Source organism: Halobaculum rubrum (assembly GCF_019880225.1).
In the GTDB taxonomy this organism is placed as follows: Archaea; Halobacteriota; Halobacteria; order Halobacteriales; family Haloferacaceae; genus Halobaculum; species Halobaculum rubrum.
The window spans coordinates 145160-161012 of sequence record NZ_CP082284.1; the positions used below are offsets into that span (position 1 = coordinate 145160).

Annotated in this window: 15 protein-coding genes; 5 read left to right on the forward strand and 10 right to left on the reverse strand. The window is 70.3% G+C overall.

Going from position 1 to position 15853, the window contains the following annotated elements; all coding sequences use genetic code 11:
• The first annotated feature begins 69 nt into the window (after positions 1-69).
• Positions 70-1464 carry an adenylosuccinate lyase gene (purB, locus tag K6T25_RS00810; RefSeq protein ID WP_222915742.1) on the forward strand — a complete coding sequence of 465 codons (1395 nt, stop codon included), beginning with the start codon at positions 70-72 and terminating at the stop codon, positions 1462-1464.
• A 112-nt stretch (positions 1465-1576) separates the two neighbouring features.
• Here purB and K6T25_RS00815 read toward each other — a convergent pair whose 3' ends face one another.
• The 8 genes from K6T25_RS00815 to dapA all read right to left on the reverse strand — a co-directional run bounded on the left by K6T25_RS00815 (position 1577) and on the right by dapA (position 8893).
• Positions 1577-1930 carry a helix-turn-helix transcriptional regulator gene (locus K6T25_RS00815; RefSeq protein ID WP_222915744.1) on the reverse strand — a complete coding sequence of 118 codons (354 nt, stop codon included), beginning with the start codon at positions 1928-1930 and terminating at the stop codon, positions 1577-1579.
• Positions 1931-2061: 131 nt separating this feature from the next.
• Positions 2062-2802: an NRDE family protein gene (locus K6T25_RS00820; protein WP_222915746.1), complete on the reverse strand. Its 741-nt coding sequence runs from the start codon at positions 2800-2802 to the stop codon at positions 2062-2064.
• A gap of 67 nt (positions 2803-2869) precedes the next feature.
• Positions 2870-4066: a M20/M25/M40 family metallo-hydrolase gene (locus K6T25_RS00825; protein WP_222915748.1), complete on the reverse strand. Its 1197-nt coding sequence runs from the start codon at positions 4064-4066 to the stop codon at positions 2870-2872.
• The gene (gene dapF, locus K6T25_RS00830) at positions 4063-5082 is read right to left on the reverse strand and encodes a diaminopimelate epimerase (RefSeq protein WP_222915750.1); all 1020 of its coding nucleotides are present in this window, start codon (positions 5080-5082) and stop codon (positions 4063-4065) included. Before dapF ends, K6T25_RS00825 begins: the two co-directional genes overlap by 4 nt.
• Positions 5079-6362, reverse strand: a complete 1284-nt coding sequence (gene lysA / locus K6T25_RS00835) for a diaminopimelate decarboxylase (RefSeq protein ID WP_222915752.1) — start codon at positions 6360-6362, stop codon at positions 5079-5081. Before lysA ends, dapF begins: the two co-directional genes overlap by 4 nt.
• Entirely contained in the window at positions 6359-7198 is an 840-nt protein-coding gene (locus tag K6T25_RS00840; protein ID WP_222915753.1) for a 2,3,4,5-tetrahydropyridine-2,6-dicarboxylate N-succinyltransferase, read from the reverse strand. Before K6T25_RS00840 ends, lysA begins: the two co-directional genes overlap by 4 nt.
• Entirely contained in the window at positions 7195-7932 is a 738-nt protein-coding gene (gene dapB, locus K6T25_RS00845) for a 4-hydroxy-tetrahydrodipicolinate reductase (RefSeq protein ID WP_240009236.1), read from the reverse strand. The genes K6T25_RS00840 and dapB overlap by 4 nt, the downstream gene beginning before the upstream one ends.
• Positions 7933-7978: 46 nt before the next feature.
• Positions 7979-8893, reverse strand: coding sequence for a 4-hydroxy-tetrahydrodipicolinate synthase (gene dapA, locus K6T25_RS00850; RefSeq protein WP_222915757.1), 915 nt, complete (start codon positions 8891-8893; stop codon positions 7979-7981).
• A gap of 677 nt (positions 8894-9570) precedes the next feature.
• On the opposite strand from dapA, the gene K6T25_RS00855 reads away from it, so the two are divergent.
• From K6T25_RS00855 to K6T25_RS00865, 3 genes are all read left to right on the forward strand, one after another.
• Complete coding sequence (locus tag K6T25_RS00855) at positions 9571-9924, forward strand: hypothetical protein (RefSeq protein ID WP_222915759.1); 354 nt, start codon at positions 9571-9573, stop codon at positions 9922-9924.
• A gap of 252 nt (positions 9925-10176) precedes the next feature.
• Positions 10177-10899, forward strand: a complete 723-nt coding sequence (locus tag K6T25_RS00860) for a phosphoribosyltransferase (RefSeq protein ID WP_222915761.1) — start codon at positions 10177-10179, stop codon at positions 10897-10899.
• 12 nt (positions 10900-10911) lie between these two features.
• On the forward strand, positions 10912-11868 hold the full coding sequence (locus K6T25_RS00865; RefSeq protein ID WP_222915763.1) for an AEC family transporter: 957 nt from the start codon (positions 10912-10914) through the stop codon (positions 11866-11868).
• A 106-nt stretch (positions 11869-11974) separates the two neighbouring features.
• Here K6T25_RS00865 and K6T25_RS00870 read toward each other — a convergent pair whose 3' ends face one another.
• Both K6T25_RS00870 and K6T25_RS00875 read right to left on the reverse strand, forming a co-directional pair.
• Complete coding sequence (locus tag K6T25_RS00870; protein ID WP_303646388.1) at positions 11975-13414, reverse strand: MATE family efflux transporter; 1440 nt, start codon at positions 13412-13414, stop codon at positions 11975-11977.
• A 109-nt stretch (positions 13415-13523) separates the two neighbouring features.
• Positions 13524-14831, reverse strand: coding sequence for a 5'-deoxyadenosine deaminase (locus K6T25_RS00875; protein ID WP_222915765.1), 1308 nt, complete (start codon positions 14829-14831; stop codon positions 13524-13526).
• A 119-nt stretch (positions 14832-14950) separates the two neighbouring features.
• Here K6T25_RS00875 and mtnP point away from each other — a divergent pair, with 119 nt between their 5' ends.
• On the forward strand, positions 14951-15829 hold the full coding sequence (gene mtnP, locus K6T25_RS00880; RefSeq protein ID WP_222915768.1) for an S-methyl-5'-thioadenosine phosphorylase: 879 nt from the start codon (positions 14951-14953) through the stop codon (positions 15827-15829).
• Positions 15830-15853: the final 24 nt, after the last annotated feature.

The window sequence follows — 15853 nt, forward strand, 5'->3', positions numbered from 1 at the left end:
TGCACGGACGTGGGGGTCGAGGTGCCTCCCGACCGAAACCGCTTTGCCGCCGGCGTCGGGAGCGCGGGTATGGACATCCCACGCGAGGACCCCCTCGCCGCCGTCTCGCCGTTGGACGGCCGATACGCCGGCCGGACCGCGCCGCTCGTCCCGTACGCCGGCGAGGCCGGACTGATCCGCGCCCGGGTCCGCGTCGAGGTCGAGTACCTGCTCGCGCTCGCCGACCAGCCGGGCGTCGACCTCGACCTCTCGGAGGAGGAGCGCGCCGACCTGCGCGCAGTCGTCGACGACTTCTCAGCTGAGGACGCTCGGCTCGTCAAGCGTCTCGAAACGGAGGGCGCCGAGGGCTACGCCGCGACGAATCACGACGTGAAGGCCGTCGAGTACTTCCTGCGCACGGAGACGCCAGAGCGTCTGCATCCGTGGATCCACTTCGGCCTCACCAGCGAGGACGTGAACAACCTCGCCCAGCGGCTGCTCGTCAAGCCCGCGGTGGAGTCGGTGCTGGTGCCGGAACTGCGCGGGATCCGCGACACGCTCGCCGAGGAGGCGCGCGAGCACCGCGACGTGCCGATGCTCGCGCGGACGCACGGCCAACCGGCGACCCCGACGACGTGGGGGAAGGAACTCGCGGTCTACGCCGCCCGACTGGGAACAGCGATCGGCCGCGTCGAGGGCGCTGCCGACGGCCTCTCCGGAAAGCTCGCGGGCGCCTCGGGGACCTACGCGGCCCATCGCGCGGCCTACCCCGACGTGGACTGGCGGACGTTCTCCCGCGAGTTCGTCGCGTCGCTCGGGCTGGAACACACCGCGCTCGCGACGCAGGTGAACCCCTGCGACGACCTCGCGGCGCTGTTCGACGCCCTCCGCGGCGTCAACAACGTCCTGCTCGATCTGGATCGGGACGTGTGGCTGTACGTCTCGGATCGCTACCTCGGGCAGGAGGCAGCCGCCGGCGAGACGGGCTCCTCGACGATGCCGCACAAGGTGAACCCGATCGACTTCGAGAACAGCGAGGGGAACCTCTCGAAGGCGAACGCCGATCTCACGTTCCTCGCGGACTACATCACCACCTCGCGGCTCCAGCGCGACCTCTCGGACTCGACGGTCAAGCGCAACGTCGGCGCCGCGCTCGCACACTGTCTCATCGGGTACTCGAAGACGGCTGCAGGCCTCGCGAAGGTCGTTCCGAACGAGCAGGTGATGCGCGAGGAACTGGAGACCACCCCCGAGATCATCGGGGAGGCCGTCCAGACGATCCTCCGACGCGAGGGCGACACCGCCGCCTACGAGCGCGTGAAGGAGCTGACCCGCGGCGAGCGCGTCACGATCGAGGACTTCCGCGATCTGTTCGACGACCTCGACGTGGACGAACCGGTCCGCGAAGAACTACACGCGCTGACGCCCGCCGGCTACGTCGGCTACGGCGGCGACCTCGTGGACGAACTGGACGGCGACGACTGATCCCCGCGGGACGCCCAGCCTCAGGGTCGGTCCGGTCGGTCGAAGCGTCGCTGCCCGTTGGGAACGATCCGGATCGAGAACTCGGGGAGCTTGCGCGGGACCCGGTTCGGTGTCAGTACTCTTCGTACGCGAGGTTCATCAGCCACTGCGTGAACGCGTCGGAGTTCGGGTCGATCTCCTCCTCGCCGATGAACGGCGAGAGCATGTCGCCGGCCATCATCAGCGAGAAGTTCAGGTCCTTCGCCGTCGGCGCGAGGAAGTACGTGTTGTGACCGTTGTAGACGGCGTCCTCGCGCTGGATGAGGCCGAGTCCCTGCAGCTTCTCCGCGATGCGGCTCCCCTTGCGCGAGGAGACGTCCAGCTCCTTCCAGAAGTCCGATTGGTGGATGCCGCCGGTCTCGCGGACGAGTTCGAGGCCGGCGAGCTCGTCCTCGGAGAGGCTCGCTTCGGCGTCGGAGGCGCTCATACACGCTCCAATGACGGCGTCCCCGTTTACCCTTTCCCTTTTATTTCGTCCGACGGGAGCGCCGAGAGCTCTCGGTTCCGGCGCCCCGCCGCCCCGACGGAGAGCGTTCCGGCGGCGAGATCGGGTCCTCGTCACCCGTCGAACTCGACCGGCTCGTACGCCGCCTCGCAGGGCGGTCCGTCCGCGTGATCGTACCGGATCGCGCCATCGGTCCCCGCCCCGATGAGCGTCGACGAGACCGTGCCGAACCCGTGTGTCTCGTCGTGGATGCAGACGCCGAACTCGTGATCGCCGAGCGCCGCGCCCGCACGGTCGAGCCACGCGTCGGCGGACTCCCCCCGCTCCGGGGCGAGTTCGCGACGGAGCCGCGTCGCGTTGTGTGCCTCCTCGGGACCCGCTTCCGGCCGCGCGGGCGGTTGGAAGTAGGTGCCGTCGTAGCCGGTGTTGCCGACGACGTGGACCCCGGCCTCCAGGTCAGTCACCTGCAGATGGCCGTCCCACTCCAGCAGAACCGCCGCCGCCGCGTCCGCGATCACGAGATTGAACCCGTCGTACTCGTGGTCGCGACACGACTCTCCGACGTGACCGGCCGCGGCCTCCGCGGACGCCGCGTGCAGGCAGTCGTCGACGAGCAGTCCCCGCGAGCGCTCCCCGGCGAGCCCGTCGACCCAGCGATTGGTGATCCCGACGAACAGGCCGTCCCGGGTGACGCCCACCCACGTCCCGCCCGCCTCGGCGTCCCGCGGCGCGATGACCCCGTCGCCGCGGGCGGCGGGCGGTTCGGAGGGTCGACCGTAGGACTCGTCGCGGTTGGCCGCCACGACGACCGGAGCCTCGTCGAACACCCGCCAGGCCAGCGTCAGGGTACACATATCCCGTAGTACCGTCCCGGCGACCAAAGCGGCGGCGGTCAAGCGATCGAGGCGTCGTCCGCCCGCGCTACCCGAGCAGGGAATCGAGCGCGCGCCGAACCGTCCCGGCGGCGTCGCGGACGCGGTCGACGCGGACGTACTCGCGTTCGCCGTGAGCGACCGCGCCGTCCGCGTCGGCGAGATGGCCCGGCCCGAACACGACCGTCGGCGCGGGCGCGAAGTACGACGCCTCCGTCGCCGCGCCGAAGGGCCGAACCTCGCCGTCCGTCTCTCCGCCGACCGCGCGCGCCGCGTCGCTGATTGCCGACACCAACGCGTGGTCCGGATCGGTGTCGAACGCCTCCAGGAACGGCGTCGAGCGCTCCGTCAGGTCGAACTCGACCCCGACGGCGTCGTCGACGGCCGCGCGGACCGCGGCCTCGAGATCCGCTCGGAACCCTTCGGCCGTCTCCGGCGGCACCGACCGTCGGTCGAGGGTGATCGTCGCCTCGGCTGGCACCTGATTGGTCGCCTCGCCGCCGGTCACGCCCGTGGCAACGAGCGTCGGCGCGCCGAGCATCGGGTGTGCTTCGGCGTCGTCGTCGAACCGGCGGATCGCCGCCAGCGCGTCCTCCAGCGCGGCGACCGCGTTGACCCCCGAGACGGGCTCGGCGGCGTGGGCGGCGGAGCCGGAGAGCGTCAGCGTCCCCTCGAACCGGCCGCAAGCGGCGACACAGACGTCACAGTCGGTCGGCTCTCCGACGAGGAACAGGTCGCCGTCGACGGGATCGACCGGGCCGTCGGGGTGGTCGGCGTCGCGACCACGCACGAGCGCGTCCGCGCCGGTCGACAGCGTCTCCTCGTCGGGCGACACCGCGAGCGTGACCGCGCCGCGTGCGGGCTCGACGGCGAGAAAGCCCGCGAGCAGCGCCGCGAGCGGTCCCTTCGCGTCGCAGGAGCCGCGGCCCCGGATCACCTCGTTCCCCTCCTCGTCGGTGTCGCGCTCGAAGGGTACGTGCGGCCGGACGGTGTCGATGTGCGTGTTGCACACGAGGTGCGGTCCCTCCGCCGCGGCGTCCGCGTCCGACGCGCGCCGCGTCGCCCGGACGTTCCCCGCGTTGTCGACCCACGGGTCCACGCCGTGGGCAGCGAGCGTTTCCACGAGGAACTCCCGCATCTCGTCGACGGACTCGTGGGACGCGATCGGAACCGCTTCGACGAGGAACGCGACCGGATCGAACTCGGTCGCCGACGCCGGCTCGTCGCCGGGTTCGGCGTCGCTCATTCCTCCTCCTCCTGACTCGACTCCGGAACGGGGAGATCCACGTCGAACTCCCGCGCGGCCGGCCCGGTCAGCGTCGCCGGCGCGTCGTCCGGAACCGTGATCCGCAGGGTGCCGCCCGGCGGCGACACGGCGAGGTCCGTGTGATCCGTCAATCCGAGGTCGCGCGCGACAGCCCCGACGGCGACGGCGCCGGTGCCGCACGCGAGCGTCTCGCCCTCGACGCCGCGCTCGTAGGTGCGCTGATCGAAGGTCCCGTCGCCGGTTCGGGCGGCGAGCGTCACGTTCGCGCCCTCGGGGAAGACGTCGGCGTGGCGGACGGGCGGCGCGACCGCGTCCAGATCGACCGCGTCCACGCCGCCGGCGTCGCCGGGGTCACCGCCGCGGTCGACGAACGCGACCGCGTGGGGGACGCCGGTGTCGACGGCGGTGACGGTCAGCCCCTCCACGTCCTCCTCGATCAGGGCTTCGTCGCGGCCGTCGGCCAACGGAACGTCCGCGGGATCGAACGACGGGCGGCCCATCGCCACCTCGACGGAGACCTCGTCGCCGGCGGCGGCCCCGTCGGTCCCGTCGGCGTCGCTTCCGTTCGCGTCGCTTCCGTCATCGTTTCCGCCGGTGACGACCGCCCGACGGGTCCCCGCGGGCGTCTCCAGGTCGACCACGTCCGCGCCGGTGCGTTCGCGCACCCACGCGGCCGCACAGCGCGCGCCGTTGCCGCACATCTCCGCGATCGAGGCGTCCGGCTGGACGAGCGTCATGGTGGCGGTGACCGGACTGTCGCCGCGGACTGTCGCCTCATCGACGTGCATGAAGAGGACGCCGTCGGCGCCGGTCCGCTCGGCCCCCTCGACGCCGGTCTCGCGGTCGCAGTGGTGGACGGCGAACGCGCCGCGGTCGGGCACGTCCTCGGCGTCCGCGGCGTCGACGACGAGGAAGTCGTTGCCCGTCCCGTGGTACTTCACGGCCGGCACCGTCAACTGTCCAGCGGATCCGGTCGGCCCCGTCGACTCGCTCATTCGTCCGCCCCTCCGCGCTCCAGCAGGGTAACTTCCGCGAGCGTCTCGCGCTCTCGGAGCACGTCGCCCGCGAGGCTCACCTCCGCGGGCCGCGGCCGGGAGTTGTACGTCGAGGCCATCTCGTAGCCGTAGGCGCCGGCGTTGCCGACCGCGAGCAGGTCGCCCCGATCGGGGATCGGGAGGTCGCGCCCGTCGCAGAACGTGTCTCCAGTCTCGCAGATCGGGCCGGCGACGGTGACGGGCCCCCCGGCGCTCCCCTCGGACGCGTCGAGGTTCCGGATCGCGTGGTAAGCGTCGTACATCGCCGGGCGCAGCAGGTCCGTCATTCCGGCGTCGACGCCCGCGACCGTGGTGTCGGGCGTCGACTTCACCGTGTTCACCGTCGTCAGGAGGACGCCGGCGTCGGCGACGACGTAGCGCCCGGGCTCGACCGCGAGCGTCGCGTCCACGTCGCCGAGCGCCTCGCGGGTCGCGTCGGCGACGGCGGTCAGATCGAGGGCGGGATCCTCCTCGCGGTACGGGACGCCGAAGCCGCCGCCCACGTCGACGAACTCCAGTGCTTCGTCCCCGACCTCGCGCGCCAACTCGCCCATCCGGGCGACGAGGTCGCGGTGGGCCGCCAGGTCCTCCTCGCCGTGGATACCCGACCCGGCGTGGGCGTGGATCCCGACCACCTCGAACCGGTCGCGAGCCTCCTCGACGACCTCCGCGGCGCGATCGTACGGGACACCGAACTTCGGCGCGGCGCCCGTCCGAACCTTCTCGTGGTGGCCCGCGCCGACGCCGGGGTTGACGCGGACGCAGACGCGGCCGTCGTAGCCGCGCTCCGCGAGGCGGTCGAGGGTGTCGCGCGCGCCGACCGTGATCGTGAGTTCGGGATGCCCCTCCCACCACTCGACCACGCTGTCGAGGTCGCGGGCGGGGGGATTGACCGCCGTGTAGTCGACGCGCTCGCTCGGGAAGCCGGCGTCGAGCGCTCGACGTACCTCGCCGGCGGACGCGCATTCGGCGTCGAGTCCGGATTCGCGGACCGTCTCCAACACCGCCCGGCCCGTGTGCGCCTTCACCGCGTACTTCACGTCCGCGTCCGGGAACGCGCCGCGCAGCCGTGCGCAGTTCTCCGCGACGCGGTTGAGGTCCGTGACGTACAGCGGGGTGTCGTGGTCGGCCGCCAGTTCGTGCAGGCGGTCGGCGTCCCAGTCAGCGAGCCGGCGGATCGCCGGACCGCCGCCGGCGACCGCACCCCCTGGATCCGGCTCGGACGACTGTTCGCCGCTCATTCGCGGAGCGCGTCCTCGCGCCGCGTCGCCTCCAGGGTCTCGGTCTCCACGTCGGTGGCGACGACCGCGGGCTTGTACGCGCCGCCCTCGAACAGGTCGTGGTCGCTCACGCTGGACTCGACGAACCGGGTGAACGCGCGGCGGTTCTCGGGGAGGTGGCCGTAGACGACCTCCTCCTCGACGAGGTCGTACACCGGGATTCGCGGCGTGAGCAGCGTGTTCTCGCCGACGATCGAGTTCTCGCCGACGCGGAACCCCGAGGTGACGCGACAGCCCGCGCCCAGCGAGACGCCGTCCTCGACTATCACGGGCGCGTCCTCGACCGGCTCCAACACGCCGCCGATCAGCGTGTTCGCGCCGAGCTTCACGCTCTCGCCGAGCTGGGCGCAGGAGCCGACGGTGTCGCAGGAGTCGACGAGCGTTCCCGCGCCCACGTGGGCGCCGATATTGACGAACGACGGGCTCATCATGATCGTGTCGTCGCCGAGGTGGGCGCCCCGGCGGAGCACGGTGCCGTCGGGGGTGTTTCGCGCCCCGCGGGCTTCGAGGTCGTCAGTCTCGCGCAGCGGGAGCACGTCGTAGTAGCCGACGCCGCCGTACTCGCGGCGCTCGGTCCCGCGCAGGCCGAAGTTGAGCAGAACCCCCCGCTTGACCCACTCGTTGGCCTCCCAGGAATCGACGCCGTCGCCGGTCTTGCGTGCCGCCCGGATCTCTCCCGCCTCAAGCGCGTCGAGGAACTCGTCGAGGGATCGGCGGACGGAGTCGTCGGCGTCGGCCGCGGTCAGTCCGTCGTCGTAGCGGTGCCACAGGTCGTCGATATCGGATTCGAGCGTCATGGTGAGTCGAGTACCTCCGTGAAGTCGTAGGCGCCGGCGTCGCGGCCGGCGAGCCACGCGGCGGCGTCGAGCGCGCCGGCGGCGAACACACGCCGGGAACCGGCGCGATGGGTCAGTTCGAGGACGTTCTCGTCGCCGGCCATGAGCACCTCGTGCTCGCCGGCGATGTCGCCCGCGCGGCGGGCGTGAACCCCGATCTCGCCGTCCGTTCGCGGGGCGTCCCCCTCGCGGCCGTGGACGCGCTCGTCCAGCTCGGGACGGGCGTCCTCGACGTCGTCGAGGAGGGTCAGGGCCGTCCCGCTGGGCGCGTCAGCCTTCCCGTTGTGGTGGGTCTCGGTGACCTCCACGTCGTAGCCGGGGAGCGCTCCGGCGGCCGCCCGGACCGCCCGGCGCAGCGCGGCGATCCCGCGGGAGAAGTTCGATGCGCGCAACATCGGCACCGCCTCGGCTGCGTCGACGAGGGCGGCCTCCTGTTCGTCGTCGAAGCCGGTGGTGCCGACGACGCAGGCGACGCCGGCCTCGGCCGCGGCGGCGACGTACTCGACGCTGGAGTCGGGACCGGTGAAGTCCACGAGCACGTCGACCGCGGGGTCGGCGCCCGCGAGCAGGTCCGGAAGGTCGCCCGCGTCCGCGACCTCGACGCCGCCGACCGGGTCGACGGGCGATCGGTTCACCGCGAGGGCGACCTCGCAGTCGTCGCGGTGACTCGCGGCCTCGATCACCTCCCGGCCCATTCTGCCGCCGGCGCCGGTGACGGCGAGTCGAACGCGGTCGGCCACGTCAGGCCTCCGCAGGCGGCGAGTCGGCGTCCTCGAGCTCCGCGAGCAGCTCCGTCAGCACACGCAGCGTCTCGTCGCTGCCGCGAGTGAGCGGCGGGCGCATCTCGGCGGGCCCGTATCCGCGGATCGCCATCGCCTCCTTCACCGGGATCGGGTTCGTCTCGCGGAACAGCGCGCGCATCAGCGGGCCGAGCTCGTGGTGGATCTCCCGGGCGCGCTGAAAATCGCCGTCGAGGGCCGCGCCGACCATCGCGCCGGTCCGTTCGGGCTCGACGTTGGCGACGACCGAGATGGTGCCCGTCGCGCCCATCGACATGAGCGGGAGCGTCATTCCGTCGTCGCCCGAGAGCACGTCGAACGTCTCCCCGCGCGTGCGCTCGATGATCTCGGAGATCCGGTTCGCGTCGCCGGAGGCGGCCTTGTACCCCTGCACGTGCTCGTGTGCCGCGAGGTCGACGACGGTGTCGACGTCGAGGTTCAGCCCCGTCCGGCTCGGGACGTTGTACACGACCTGCGGGAGGTCGACGGCGTCGGCGATCGTCGCGAAGTGCTCGTACTGGCCCGCCGGCTCGGGCTTGTTGTAGTACGGCGAGATGAGCAGGAGCGCGTCCGCGCCGGCGTCGGCCGCGCGCTCGGAGAGCTCCAGCGCCTCCCGCGTCGAGTTCGAGCCGGTGCCGGCGATCACCGGCACGTCGGCGGCCTCGACGACGGTCTCGACGACTTCGGCGTGTTCGTCGTGGGTGAGCGTCGCGGCCTCGCCGGTCGAGCCGACCGGGACGAGGCCGTCGACGCCCGCGTCGGCGAGTCGGCGGGCATCGGCCGCGAGCTGTTCGTGGTCGACCTCGTCGGTGCCGTCGGTGAACGGCGTCGTCATGGCCGGGTAGACCCCGGCGAAGGTGTCGTGGTGGGTCGTCATGGTTCGGGTGTGGATGTCGGTGGGTTCGGCGGTGTCGGGTGTGGTTCGGCGGACGAGCGAATGCGGACCGGAACTCACCCCCGACCGGACGCTACGCCACGCCGGGGACGATCTCACACACGTTTCGGTTTCGCGGAGAAGACGGGGCGGACATCCGACTCGACGGCGGTGGGACGCGTCGAGGACGGCGTCTCGCTCATTACCGATACACAGGTCGGACACGAGTAAAGGCGTTTCCCTGTGGGCCGAATTTGTGATCCGACAACGTCGCGTGCCGGCGGATCGTAGGCACGACGAGCGACGCCGGCTGGTGGCTCCCTCCGGATTGATCTCGCAGCCCGAACTGTCTACAGCGGTGTCATACGACACTTCACGACGATACCTCAGTCAGATCTGTCGTGATAGCTCGGGTGCACGTGGGGCTCGATTGGTACCGGTGATCGAGTGTTCTTTCTCGGGGACAGTGATCGGTCCGGTGCCGTCGAGATCCGAGGCGGGAACGGCGTTGCGGTCGAGGCTCGTGCCGCCGCCAGACTCGCGTTACCCACGGCGGACTCCTTGCGGTTCGGCGCGGGAAGGGAGCCGATCCTCGGACATGTTACGGGGTGGACAGTGGATCCCCAGCAAAACTGTTTCTTCCATCATATTTAAATAAACAGTTAAGTATCGTACAGTTGATGGCATCAATTGTCGGTCCGCTGGGTGGTATCACGTATGGCGTCAAATTATACGGCTACTTCCTGATCATCGGACTCATCGGGGCCGCTATCACGCTGGTCGGTGTTGGAATGGCTGTCCTCGGTCTCGGACTGCCGGCTATGGGAACAAGCGTCGTTGCAGGTAGTCCAGAGGGGCTCTCCCCGAACCTGGCACAAGTGCTGTTCGGTTCGGTGATCGCGTTAGTTGGGTTCGGTATAACGCAGGCGGGATTTCTGGGTGCAATATACAAGATCATTACTGACGCGGTGTACACCGCTAACAGAGAATCGAAAAAGACTGCTTTGTCGGATGAGGCACTATCCAACGACTGAACGGTCGGACGTTCGATACGCAGGCGCGTTCGATCCGCCGGTCCGGGATTCGTTTCGGAGAGATTATCGCGCTCCCGCGCCGACTACATCCGCTGTATCTCGCTCCCATTTCGCTGCATAGTATGTGGGGAGGATGGCGTTTGTACGTCGGTACGTGCGTCATCCGTATGCACCGTTCCAAGGTAGCTATGCTGATAATTCCATGACGCTCTCTGTAAACCCTTATACGAACACCGGCACGAGAACCCGATAATGAGCGACCTCCCGGACGACTTCGACTGTACGGTCACCAATTGGGAGTACATCTACGGGCTGTGTCGGGACGTCTCGAATCAGGTGAAGGCCGCGAACTTCGAGCCAGACGTGGTCGTCGCGCTCGCGCGGGGCGGCTGGTTCGCGGGGCGGTGCATCTGTGACTTCCTCGGGCTGAACGACCTCACGAGCCTGAAGATGGAACACTACGTCGGCACCGCCGAGAAGTCCGGCGAGCCGACCGTTCGGTACCCGATGCCGGAGGGCAGCGTCACGGACAAGGACGTGCTCATCATCGACGACATCGCCGACACCGGCGGGTCGATCAAGCGCGCTCACGAGTACGTCGCCGACCGCGACTGCGGCGAGGTGCGCACGGCGACGCTGCAGCTGCTGCAGACCTCGGAGTTCGAGCCCGACTTCGTCGGCGAGCAGCTCGAGGAGTGGACGTGGATGGTGTATCCGTGGAACTTCATCGAGGACATGATCGACCTGACCACGGGCGCGATGGAACAGGCCGACGCCGAGACGTTCACGCTCGAGGACGTCCGCAGGCTCCTCGCGGAGTTCCACGGCATCGACCGCATCGAGATGGAGATCGCCCAGCCGGACCGCGTCGGGGAGGTGCTCGGGGAGATGGCGCGCCGCGACGTGGTGCGCGAGACGACCGACGGCTATCGCCTGCTCGACAACGGCGCCGGCGGCGACGCCGGCGAGGCGTGATCGGTCGACCGCGTGGCGCTTCTCGACATCTTCGCCGGTGCCGTCCTCCCCATCGTCGCCGTCGCGGCGGTCGGGTTCGCGCTGGGGCGCGCGAGCGACATCGACGCCGACCCGCTCAACACCGTCGTCGTGTACGTGCTCGCGCCCGCGCTCGTCCTCCATAGTCTCGCGACCGCCGCCTTCTCCGGCGCCACGATCGCCCGGATGACGGTCGCGGTCACGGCGTACATCCTCGGAATGATCGTCATCGCCGAAGGAGTCGGGCGACTCCTGGGCGAGTCCGAGCCCAGACTGTCGGCGCTCGTGCTCGCTGCGACGTTCCCCAACTCGGGGAACTACGGCATCCCGCTGTCGGACTTCGCGTTCCCGGAGGGAGGACGTGCGGCGGCGGTGCTGTATCTCGCGATCCAGTCGGTACTCATCTACACCGTCGGCGTATACGTCGCCTCCCGCGCCGGCGGCGGTGGCGGCCTCCAGGGGATCCGCCGCGTGGTCAAGATCCCCCTGGTGTGGGCCGTTCCTGTGGCGCTCGGCGCCCGCGCCCTCGGCGTCGTGCCCCCCGCCGACGGGACCGCGATGGCGACGTTGCAGCTGGTCGGCGACTCGTCGATCCCGGTGATGCTACTCATCCTCGGGATCCAGCTCTCCCGAACGGACTACGGCGCCGCGCTCTCGCAGGCGGCCACGCCCTCGGTGCTGAAGATGGTCGTCGCGCCCGCGGTCGCGGTCGCCATCGCGGCCCTCGTCGGCTTCCAGGACGAGACCGTCGCGCGCGTGTTCGTCCTGGAATCCGCGACGCCCGCGGCCGTGACCCCGCTCATCCTCGTGGGCGCGTTCGCCGACGACCTCGAAGTCGGCGGCGTCTCGGTCCCGGAGTACGTGAGCACCGTGATCCTCGTGACGACGCTCGCGTCGATCCCGATACTGACCGGCCTGATCGCGCTGTTGGAGGGCGGATTCCTGCTGTGATCGTCGCGTTCGGCGGACAGCGATCCGGCACCCGGGGCGTCGCGAGAGACCCGGACCGTCACGAGAGACCCGGAAGCAGCGGTCGTCGCCGACTCCGATCCGGGGCCTAGTCGTCGGCGGGACCCGCCGACGGTGGGTCGATCACCGAACTCGTCCACGAGCCGCGTGCGAGCCACGCGAGCGCGACGAGCGCCCCGACGACGTCGCCGGCGACGACGGCCCACCAGATCCCCGTGGTGCCGAAGTCGTACACGAACACCGCCGCGTACGTCACCGGCACCCGAACGAGCCACACCGCCACCAGCGACAGCGCGAGCGCGGTCGTCGTCCGGCCGGCCCCGCGGAACGTCCCGCGCGAGACCTCGAAGATCCCCGTGAAGACGAACATCACCGACGCGACCCGGAGGTACGTCGACGCGTACGCGATCGTCTCGCTCGCCCCCGCGGAGCCGGGCGGGAGGAACACCTGCACGATCGGCGTCGGGACCGCCGCCGCAAGCGCCGCGACCGGGATCATCACCGCGGTCACGACGATCAACGCGGCCCGGACGGCCCGCCGCGCACGGTCGGGTTTCTCCGCGCCGAGGTTCTGCCCGACGACGGTGTTCACGGCCTGCGCCAGCCCCATCGCCGGCAGGAACACCAGCGAGATGAGCCGGTTCCCGAGCCCGTACGCCGCCACGATCGCCGGCGGGAACGTCGCCACCAGCGCCGTGAGCACGACGAACGCGAGGGCGACGCCGGACTGCTCCAGCGCGGAGGGGACGCCGAGCCTGAGGACCTTCTTGACGATGGCCGGCTTCGGGACGAGGTCGCCGGGACGGATCGACGGCCCGGCGGGCGTCCCGAACAGGACGTACCAGCCGACGACGGTCGCGATCGCCCGGGAGATCAGCGTCGCCCACGCGGCGCCCTCGATCCCGTAGGCGGGCACCGGCCCCCACCCGAAGATGAGCACCGGGTCGATGACGACGTTCACCGCGACGGAGACGACCATCACGCGGAGCGGGGCACGCGTGTCGCCGTACCCCCGCATCAGCGAGACGAACGTGAAGAAGCCGAACAGGAACGGGGTCGCGAGGAAGAACACCCGCATGTACGCCGCCGCCAGCGGGACGATGTCCGTGGCCGTCTGCTCGTCGGCGGGAATGAGCGCCAGCGCCGGCTCGACGGCGAGGTAGCCGAGCGCGCCCAACACCAACGCCACGAGCATCACGAACCCGAGCGCCGTCCCCGCGACCTTGCCCGCCTCGCGAGAGCTCCCGGTACTTGCGGCGCTCGCGCCGGTGTGCTGGGCCACGAGGATCGCGCCCGCGGCGGTGAACCCGCCGCCGACGCTGATGAACAGGAACACGATCGGGAACGCCAGCGAGAGCGCGCCGACCGCGTCCGCCGAGAGCCGCCCGAGCCAGAACGTGTCTGCGACGTTGTACATCACCTGCAGCAGCTGGATCAGCACCAGCGGCCACGCGACGCGCAACATCGGCCGGAGGAGGTCCCCCTCGACGAGATCCGACGCGTGCGCTGGCGAGGAGGATTCGCTCATGACGCCTACGAAGCGAAGGTGGGACTTGAACGCTTCTCACGCGCGGTACCACAGCACACCGGCGGCAGCCCTGTGCGGGCGGCGTCCGTCGTACCGCGGTCGGCGTGTGTCAGGCGTCGACGCCGGGCACGTCGAACGCGTTCGCCTCCCGTCGGATCCGCTCGGCGTCGAGGGTCAGGTGGCCGCCGCGCGCCTCGTCGTACAGCACCTCGCCGTCGACCATCGTGAAGCGGACGTCGTCGCCGTGGGCGGCGAACACGAGGTGGCTCACGGGGTCGTGCAGCGGCGTCGCCCGGGTTATGTCAGTATCGATGCCCAGCACGTCCGCCGTCCACCCCTCACGGAGCGCACCCACCCGTTCGAACCCCGCCGCCCGTGCGCCGTTGCGCGTCGCCATCCGGAGCGCGGTCTGGGCATCGACCGCCGTGGGGTCGCACCCCTCGACCTTCGCGAGGAGGCTCGCCTGCTTCACCTCGGTGAACGGGTCGAGCGTGTTGTTGCACGGCGGGCCGTCGTTGCCGAGGGCGACGGTGACGTCGCGCGCGAGGTAGTCCTCGACGGGCGCGATCCCGGAGGCGAGCTTCATGTTCGAGGACGGGCAGTGCGTGACGTGGGTGCCGGTCTGGGCGATGATCTCGCGTTCCGTCTCGTCGGTGTGGACGCAGTGGGCGAGGATCACGTCCTCGCCCGTCAGCCCGACCTCGTGGAGGTACTCGACGTTGCGCTCGCCGGTTCGCTCCTCGACGACGGCGATCTCGTCGGTGTTCTCCGAGGCGTGGGTGTGGATCCGAACGCCCTCGTATTCGTCGGCGAGTTCGCGACAGCCGCGGAGACACTCGTCGGTGCAGGTGACGGCAAAGCGCGGCGTGACCGCATAGCGGACCCGCCCGTCGTCGGCGCCGTGGTAGTTCCAGATGAGCACCTCCGACTCCGCGAGCGCCCGCTCGGTGTCCTGTCGGAGCCCCTCGGGGGCGTTCGTGTCCATCAGCACCTTGCCGGCGCGGGCGCGGATGCCCGACTCGACGGCCGCCTCCAGCGCCTGGTCGGCGTGGTGAACCGACAGGTGGTCGATCACCGTGGTGACGCCCGACTCGATGCACTCCAGGTAGCCCAGTTCCGCCGCGAGTCGCATTCCCTCCGCGTTGAGGCCGGCCTCCATCGGGAGGACGTGATCCTCCAGCCAGTCCAGGAGCGCCACGTCGTCGGCGATCCCCCGCCCGAGCGACTGCACCGAGTGGACGTGCGCGCCGACGGTGCCGGGCGCGACGATCCCGAACTCCCGGCGCTGGTGGTCGGGGTAGCGGTCGCGGAGGGCAGCCTCGTCGCCGACGGCGACGATCGTGTCGTCCTCGACGACGACCGCGCCGTCCGCGATGACCGTCTCCGGGTCGACGACGACGGTTCCGGCGAGTAGCATGATCCGACTGTTCTCCCGCGTCGTCGTACAAAGACGTGTGGATCGACGGCGACGGGGGAGGGGTCGCGCCGACCGATCCGCATTCCTTTAGCCCGAACCGCCTGAACCGTCTCCCACGCATGACCATCGGCTTCATCGGCGGCAGCGGCATCTACGAGGCGCTCCCGTTGCGGAACACCCGTACCGAATCCGTCACCACTCCCTTCGGCGAGCCCTCCGCGGACCTCGAGATCGGTGAGTTCGGCGACACCGGCCGCGAGGTCGTGTTCCTCCCTCGCCACGGCCCCGACCACCAGCGCTCGCCCACGGACCTGCCGTACAAGGCGAACATCTACGCGCTGAAGCAGGCCGGCGTCGAGTACGTCATCGCCAGCAACGCCGTCGGGTCGCTGAAGGAGGATCTGTCGCCGCAGACGCTCGTGATCCCCGACCAGATCTACGACCGGACGAAACACCGCGATCTCTCCTTTTTCGGCGACGGGATCGTCGTCCACCAGCCGTTCACGCGCCCGTACTCGCCGAAGTTGGCCGACCACCTCGCCGACGCGGCCGAGCGCGCGCTCGACGACATCGGCTCCGACTCCGCCGTCGTCGACGAGGGGACCTACGTCTGCATCGAGGGGCCGCAGTACTCCACGAAAGCCGAGTCGGAGTTCTACAAGCGCCAGGGCTGGGACCTCGTGGGGATGACCGCGATCCCGGAGGCCAAACTCGCCCGCGAGGCCGAGATGGCGTACGCGACGATCGCCGGCGTCACCGACTACGACGTGTGGAAGCAGGACGCCGAGGTGACGCTGGAGGAGGTGCTGGAGAACGCCGCCGCCAACGAGGAGGCGATCAAGGAGACCGTCGAGGCGGCCGTCCGGACGTTCCCCGACGGCATGGACTGCGAGGCCCACGGCTCGCTCGAGGGGACCATCAACACGCCCGCCGAGGCCGTACCCGAGGAGACGCGCGAGCGTGTCGGGATCTTCGTGGACGAGTACCTCGACGAGTAGCGAGGCGGAGCGAACGGAGTGAGC

What these genes read in the sequence shown, in the direction of transcription:
- purB (WP_222915742.1), top strand. Translation starts at nt 70, where the DNA reads ATGGACATCCCACGCGAGGACCCCCTCGCCGCCGTCTCGCCGTTGGAC.
- K6T25_RS00815 (WP_222915744.1), bottom strand. Translation starts at nt 1,930, where the DNA reads ATGAGCGCCTCCGACGCCGAAGCGAGCCTCTCCGAGGACGAGCTCGCC.
- K6T25_RS00820 (WP_222915746.1), bottom strand. Translation starts at nt 2,802, where the DNA reads ATGTGTACCCTGACGCTGGCCTGGCGGGTGTTCGACGAGGCTCCGGTC.
- K6T25_RS00825 (WP_222915748.1), bottom strand. Translation starts at nt 4,066, where the DNA reads ATGAGCGACGCCGAACCCGGCGACGAGCCGGCGTCGGCGACCGAGTTC.
- dapF (WP_222915750.1), bottom strand. Translation starts at nt 5,082, where the DNA reads ATGAGCGAGTCGACGGGGCCGACCGGATCCGCTGGACAGTTGACGGTG.
- lysA (WP_222915752.1), bottom strand. Translation starts at nt 6,362, where the DNA reads ATGAGCGGCGAACAGTCGTCCGAGCCGGATCCAGGGGGTGCGGTCGCC.
- K6T25_RS00840 (WP_222915753.1), bottom strand. Translation starts at nt 7,198, where the DNA reads ATGACGCTCGAATCCGATATCGACGACCTGTGGCACCGCTACGACGAC.
- dapB (WP_240009236.1), bottom strand. Translation starts at nt 7,932, where the DNA reads ATGGGCCGGGAGGTGATCGAGGCCGCGAGTCACCGCGACGACTGCGAG.
- dapA (WP_222915757.1), bottom strand. Translation starts at nt 8,893, where the DNA reads ATGACGACCCACCACGACACCTTCGCCGGGGTCTACCCGGCCATGACG.
- K6T25_RS00855 (WP_222915759.1), top strand. Translation starts at nt 9,571, where the DNA reads ATGGCATCAATTGTCGGTCCGCTGGGTGGTATCACGTATGGCGTCAAA.
- K6T25_RS00860 (WP_222915761.1), top strand. Translation starts at nt 10,177, where the DNA reads ATGAGCGACCTCCCGGACGACTTCGACTGTACGGTCACCAATTGGGAG.
- K6T25_RS00870 (WP_303646388.1), bottom strand. Translation starts at nt 13,414, where the DNA reads ATGAGCGAATCCTCCTCGCCAGCGCACGCGTCGGATCTCGTCGAGGGG.
- K6T25_RS00875 (WP_222915765.1), bottom strand. Translation starts at nt 14,831, where the DNA reads ATGCTACTCGCCGGAACCGTCGTCGTCGACCCGGAGACGGTCATCGCG.
- mtnP (WP_222915768.1), top strand. Translation starts at nt 14,951, where the DNA reads ATGACCATCGGCTTCATCGGCGGCAGCGGCATCTACGAGGCGCTCCCG.